Genomic DNA, 6,467 nt, shown 5'->3' on the forward strand with positions numbered 1-6,467 from the left:
CATAGAAAACTTTCATTGTTTCCTTTCAGAGTAAGGCTGAATATACTGTCAGAATGGCAGGCAGGACTAGACGCATTATAAGAGGTCTGTTATTCTATTGGAGGAAATTGGAGGTTCACATTGAGGCAGTTGTTTCTACTTATTCTATCTGTTGCTGTAACCACAGCCGAAATGGTGGAATTCACTTATGAAGGCTTTCTTATGTGCGGTGGCGACGAAATCAATGTTGGAAGTTATGCGGCTCCACTGGCGGTGGACTGGAACGGAGACGGTAAAAAGGATCTTATCTGCGGTCAGTTCGACTATGGCAGGATAAGGTTTTATCCTAATGTCGGCACCGGCAGCTATCCCGTTTTCAACGAATTCAACTATCTTATGGATGGAACTGGCTATCTGTCCGTACCTTACGGTTGATGTACAGGAGCTACGAATCCACAGGCTGTGGATTGGAATGATGACGGAAGGCTGGATATCATTGTTGGTGATAGGCTCGGCACCATCAGTTATTTCAGCAGGTTGTCTTCAGGGGATATTTTCCTGACCGCTGAACCGAAGATTAACGTTGATGGAAAACCCATCTACGTTGGCCATAATTCAGCACCAAGTATTGTTGACTGGAATAACGATGGACTTCCCGATATTGTTACAGGCAGGATGGAAGGAATTCCAAGCTGTTTGTATCTCTATATTAACGAAGGTGTTACCGGCGAATCGCTTTTCAACCAGACGGATACCGTATTCTGCTCTGGTGAGCCGATACAGCTGTACTCCTCGTATCCTGATTTTGGAGATTTGAACGACGACGGGCTTCCGGATCTTGTAGTAGGTTCTACGACCGGCAGAATTGTATGCTATATAAACTGCGGAACCCCGGACCTTCCGGTTTTTGAGTATCATGAAGATCTTAAAGCTGATGGTAAGGTTATCGATTTCTATTCCTCCATAAGGCCTTCCATATGCGACTGGAATGATGATGGGATTCCGGATATTCTCGCCGCTAATTATACAGGTACAATTAACCTCTTTCTTGGAGAGCCTGATACTGGAGTTGAGGAGGGGGAAGGTTCATCCCTGTCCGGAGGACTAACGCTGAACAGCCTTAACAATCCGGCTTCAGGTTTTATTCAGCCATCCATTGAGCTTTGGAGTACAGCAGAAGTATCGATTACTATCTATTCGCTTGATGGCCGTCTTCTTGCTATGGCTTTCAACGGAATACTTGATTCAGGTACACATCTGTTGCAGCTGGATATTGATGGTATTCCTTCAGGAGTTTGCCTGTTCGTTGTTTCATCCGGTCAGAACAGGGTTTGCAGGAGCCTGGTTGTACTGGATTGAGCAAGCCCAGTATCCATTATTATCAATTTCCAAGCAGTACCAGCCTTCCGGCAGCTTCGGCAGAGCCTGACAGCCTAAGGAAATAAACACCGGAAGACAGATGGGAACCATTCATCTCAACATCGTCTCCGAAAGGCGATTGCCCGTCTCTCGAAAGGACCATTCTTCCCGAAATGTCGTACAGTGAAAGGTTCCAGTTACCTGGGGCGGGGATAGTAACTGGTACAGTGAAAAAGCCTGATGCAGGATTTGGTGCGGGAAGCCCCATCACAGGCGCAACCAGCAAGGGTGATGAAACTCCTGTTGAACCTGTATACGCTCCCTCAATCGAAATGTCGTCGATATAGAATCCGGTACCTGTATTAGCATCATCATCTGAGTAGAATCTGAATTCAAGTTGTATGACTGTTCCCGCTTCGTACATTGAAAGATCGTACGAATATGGTACCCAGCCTGTACCGATACCTTTGCAGGCGGGAGCAAGCGCTCCTCCGGAGCCTATAAAATCAAGAGTATCCTCCGCTCCCCCATCATGGATTACCATATACATCCCGTCGCTGCCGTATATTGCAGTGTCGAAAGTAGTCCAGAATTCAACGGTCGCTTCAGGCGCGAGTACCATCTCCGGACTGAACAGGCTGCAATCCATCCCATCGATATATCCAGCTGTTCCGCCACAGAACCACGAATGCGTCGGAGAATGACTTTTGTTTTCTGAGATATTCCACATGTCATTCGTTCCGGAATGAACCCATCCCGCAGCACCGTTTTCAACATCGTTTGAAATACCGGTTTCACCCACAGTGAGCCGGAGAGAATCTGCAGACGAGTAATCGGCTGTGGAGGAAACAATGTCGAAGAAAAGCCATGGGAATGAGGGGGATGGTGTGCCGGCATCGAGATGGCAGACAAAGGTGAACGTTTCAGTTCCTTCAGGAGGAATTGAATCAACGTATGCCGAATCTGAAATCCATGTTACATCAGCCGGATATCCTGTCATTACGGCTGACACACAGGTTGCGTTAAGCATTCCCACATTAGCTATGGACGTGATAAGATCGAAGGTTTCCCCGGGGTCAGGAATGCCGTTCGCGTTTCCGGATGCGCTGTCATTTACACTGTAAGTTGTGAAGTACAAGCCCGGCGCATACACAAGGAAAGGTATTGATATATCCCAGTTCCCCTGTACAGTCTGGATTTCACCCTGGAGAGCTATTACATCACCGTTTACTGCCGATGTGTCCACCTGAAGAGAAATCGATGGCGATCCTAGGGATTCGGCTCCGGCATCCATACTGCCGAATGAACTTGAGTTCTGATTGATTGTCGCAGGCCCTGAAACTGAATTTATTACAAGTTCCACGTCGGTCAGGTTTTCTGTTCCCTGATTGAGAAGAGTGATATGAAGATCTGAGCTGCATCCGGGGGAAAGCTGCCCGTACCCCATATCATCATCGATAATCAACTGGGAAATAACAGGATCAGGACCGGTTGCTTGGAGTATATCGATACTGGTTCTTTTTACTCCCTGTCCGGTTACGGTGACTTTTACATCCCCTGTTACAGGGTCTCCAAAATTAAAAGTATAAGCGCCTGAGGCGTCCAGTTCCGCTACTTCCCAGTTGCTTCCCTGATCATGAACGCAAACGGTCAGGCCTTCAGGATTGACTCCGGATACCCGCACCGGAAACACGGAAGTATTTGCGGTAACAATCGCAGGACAGTCGATAGTGATCTGTGCAGGAGTTTTTCTGTAAGGACGCAGAGAAGGATCACCCAGAAGGTTCACGTCGTACTGGTGCCACCTGTAAACGTTTTCCCACTGGCTGAAGGGTATGAAATACTCCTTTGTATGAGCCAGCAGTTCTCCCGTTGTAAGAGTCCGGTCAGCGTAAAGATAATCGTGATAGAGATGATCGAGCGCGTCTGAGTAGCCATAGCACGGGTTTCCCGGAGAACCCCATCCGTAGCTGGAGTTGCCGATGTATCCAACTGTGCATCCGTTAGAATTTGTTACGAAATGCTCACCGATGGCATCGTAATCGAATGCGGCGCTCCAGCATCCGATGGAGTACATTGAAGCCGCGAATTTTCCACCTGAATTCACTGCGTTCACATCGCTGATACCCATGTAACCGTCGCCTACGCCTATGGATGAGTACCACGCGTGCCCGTCATGGTTGATGAAATTCTGCCCCGCGTTCATTGCGGCCATGGTTGTGGCAAGATTCTCATTCCCGAGGGCTTCGTACAGCTTCGTAATATCCAGGAAATCGGGAAGGAACTCCTCATCGATGTAATCTTTGCTTTCACCGGAATTAGTATAGGGATCCCACCAGAGTATCATCGCGAGGAACAGAACTCTCTGAAGGTGATCGTCCTGAATGCAGTCTTCGTAGGCGGCGATATTGTCAACGAAAATACCCGCTTCGGTAGCATTTTCAACCGTAGCCCTTCCTACGAAGATATCGGGAAACAGGTCTACATTATCAGCGATTTCTCCGAAAATATCGTTGCCGTTCGCGTCCCATGTTCCATCAAGGTCTGAAAAGTACAGGTCACATGGAAGGCTGTCCTCCCGGGGGCTGATTCCCGCCTCACAGGTCATTGCGTAGGCATACCTGAAGGGTACAACGTTCGTGTCTCCGCCCAGAAGGAGAAAATCAAGCCCATTTACTGTGTAGTAATCCTTGACGAAGTTCCTGAGTTTTTCAGCGTTATCGCGTCCTGAAGCTGAAACGTATATACTATCCATTGTGTATACCTCAGTAAGGATGCCCTGATCGTTTCTCCTTTCCGCAAGCTCAAGAAAAGCTGATTTACAGGATTGATTCGTAACTATCAGCATCCTTCTGAGTCCCCCGGAATCAACTGATGGCAGGGGTCTGGTTTCCAGCGGCACTGTTTCTATGTGTACTTCAATGGAAGAGAGCCTCTGGAGTTCCCCTGTTGAGGGGTTCCATCTCAACGGTGTTACAGTAAGTTCAGCAACAGGTGATCCGTTCATGAAGCCTGTTCCTGTAAGTTCAACAGGCGAGGATGGCCAGAAATCGTTTGACAGATATACATCATTGTTCCGCTGTACATCTGTATCTACATGCTCGAGAATAAGTGGAACAGGTTTTGAAAGGGGAGGGACGAACACCGAGACAGCGACAGTTTCCCATATCCCGGATGATGATACTGACAGAGCTCCAAATCCAGCAGGGAGGGTTACCGTTCGCGGAAATTGGGGAAGCATGGGGAAGCCTTCTACAGTTCCGGCGTAGCTTCCTGGCAGTTCAGGTACGATTCCTCTGAAAGATTCGTTCAGTTCAATTCGATCGTTCAGTTCGCTGGTCAGATCGAATGTTATAGTATCGGCCGGGATAACTGCAACAAAAAAAATGGAAACAATAAGATATCTGAACATGATCCACCTGCCTGTGTATTTAATTATATCCTCAATAGTTACATTCCGAATATACGACTGCGGGATGTCATGTCACCGTTTAATCGGGATTGACAAACAATGCTGTTATGGTTTAGCTTCTATTCTGAATCTAAACACTTTAAGGAGGTTGAAATGAAAAAGGCATTCCTTTTGCTGGCAGCAATTGGACTTATCACATCCGTCTCCGCCGGAACAATCGAAATCATTAACGATACCGGTGGATGGGACATTCATTTTATCTACATTGGCCCGAGTACTGATGATTCCTGGGGCGGTGACTGGCTTGACGATGACGAGATACTTTACTCGGGAAACTCCGTTGCATTCAGCGTTCCCAACAATGTATACGACATCAAGCTCATTGATGAGGATGGCGACGAATACATCAAGTGGGAAGTCAATGTTAATGGTTACTACGAATGGTATGTAACTCTTGATGATCTCGGAGAATACAATGCGGGTGGCGGCAGCGGTTCGGATAATACCGTTTATGGCAACGCTCCGGTAACCATTTACAATGATACCGGCGGTTATGACATTTATTACATCAATGCCAACCCTTCCTCGTACTCCGGATGGGGCGAAGACCGCCTTGGAAGCGAGATTCTCTACTCAGGCGACGAATTCACATTCTGGGTTGATGGCGGCGATTACTACGACATCAAATGCGAAGATGAGGACGGCGATATCTACACATTCTGGGAGATGTGGGTAGGAAACGATGGTCTCTATCTGCCGGTAGATCTGGGAGATCTGGACTAGAGCCAGCATAAGAAAAACAGTAAAAGGATCCGTCATCCGGCGGATCCTTTTTTCGAGGTGCGCCCCGCAGGTTCAAGAAGTATATGTATCGATGTTATCTGAGAGGAACGAAATGAGAATAATCCCTGAATATGAACCTGTCGGGAAACTGTATCTCAGTTTCGCCCAGGACTTCTTTCATAGCAGGTTCAACTACGGTAGGACTATATGTGAGATGGCAAGAGCAGTGGCCGATCGAATTACCGTAGAAGTGTTCGTCTCTGAAGATGAAACTGAATTCTTCCTTGACCTGCTTGAACAGAACGATCTCAAACCGGATGAGATAGTGCTGAATCATGATTCTCCGGAGCGGGGCATAATCTTGGGGAGAGTGAACATGGAGAAGGCCTCGGTCTTCTCTTCAGCAATGAAAGACTGGAGGGTTCAGATCGTCTTAGCCGTTTTTCTTCTCGAGTTCTCAATTCTCTTGGAATCCCCGCTCTCGTTATGAATGATAGTTTCGGAACTGCAGTTATCTCCGTCAATGAGGATCTCTGTCTGATTGCGGAAGATATGGCAAATGGAGATTCAGGATTACGAAGACTCCAGTTCCTCAGGAAGAATTTCCCTGCTCAGGTCTTCGTTCCCGTACCTACTCTCAAAGGTGACTCAACCAGAGATTTGGATATGTATCTATGGCCTATTAAACCTGGGATCTGGCTGGTCTCACAATATCCGGAGAATACTCCTCAGGAGCAATCTGTACAGCCTGCAATCCGCAGGATTGAGGAACATGGTCATGCAGTGATTCGGATTCCAGGGCTGGACAGGATTGCCTATGATGATATTAACACCATGCCGAATTATGCAAATGGGATATTGATCAATGGCTTTGCTCTATATCCTTCATACTGCCAACCGGAAGATGAAATCGTAGGTGAGATACTAAAGGCGA

6 protein-coding genes are annotated in these 6,467 nt (G+C 47.4%); 5 read left to right on the top strand and 1 reads right to left on the bottom strand.

What is annotated here, in order from left to right:
* Window positions 1-120 precede the first annotated feature (120 nt).
* Entirely contained in the window at window positions 121-414 is a 294-nt protein-coding gene (locus tag K8S15_09045; GenBank protein MCD4776177.1) for a hypothetical protein, read from the top strand.
* A gap of 27 nt (window positions 415-441) precedes the next feature.
* Entirely contained in the window at window positions 442-1,338 is an 897-nt protein-coding gene (locus K8S15_09050) for a T9SS type A sorting domain-containing protein (protein MCD4776178.1), read from the top strand.
* A gap of 22 nt (window positions 1,339-1,360) precedes the next feature.
* Here K8S15_09050 and K8S15_09055 read toward each other — a convergent pair whose 3' ends face one another.
* Window positions 1,361-4,750, bottom strand: a complete 3,390-nt coding sequence (locus K8S15_09055) for a T9SS type A sorting domain-containing protein (protein MCD4776179.1) — start codon at window positions 4,748-4,750, stop codon at window positions 1,361-1,363.
* Between the two features lie 153 nt (window positions 4,751-4,903).
* On the opposite strand from K8S15_09055, the gene K8S15_09060 reads away from it, so the two are divergent.
* The 3 genes from K8S15_09060 to K8S15_09070 form a co-directional block, all read left to right on the top strand.
* Window positions 4,904-5,533, top strand: a complete 630-nt coding sequence (locus tag K8S15_09060) for a hypothetical protein (protein ID MCD4776180.1) — start codon at window positions 4,904-4,906, stop codon at window positions 5,531-5,533.
* A 112-nt stretch (window positions 5,534-5,645) separates the two neighbouring features.
* Window positions 5,646-6,023, top strand: coding sequence for a hypothetical protein (locus K8S15_09065; GenBank protein MCD4776181.1), 378 nt, complete (start codon window positions 5,646-5,648; stop codon window positions 6,021-6,023).
* On the top strand, window positions 6,020-6,467 hold a 448-nt coding region (locus K8S15_09070), incomplete at its 3' end, for a hypothetical protein (protein ID MCD4776182.1). The genes K8S15_09065 and K8S15_09070, both read left to right, overlap by 4 nt.

It is taken from the genome of Candidatus Aegiribacteria sp. (assembly GCA_021108005.1).
Classification (GTDB): domain Bacteria; phylum Fermentibacterota; class Fermentibacteria; order Fermentibacterales; family JCC-6; genus Aegiribacteria.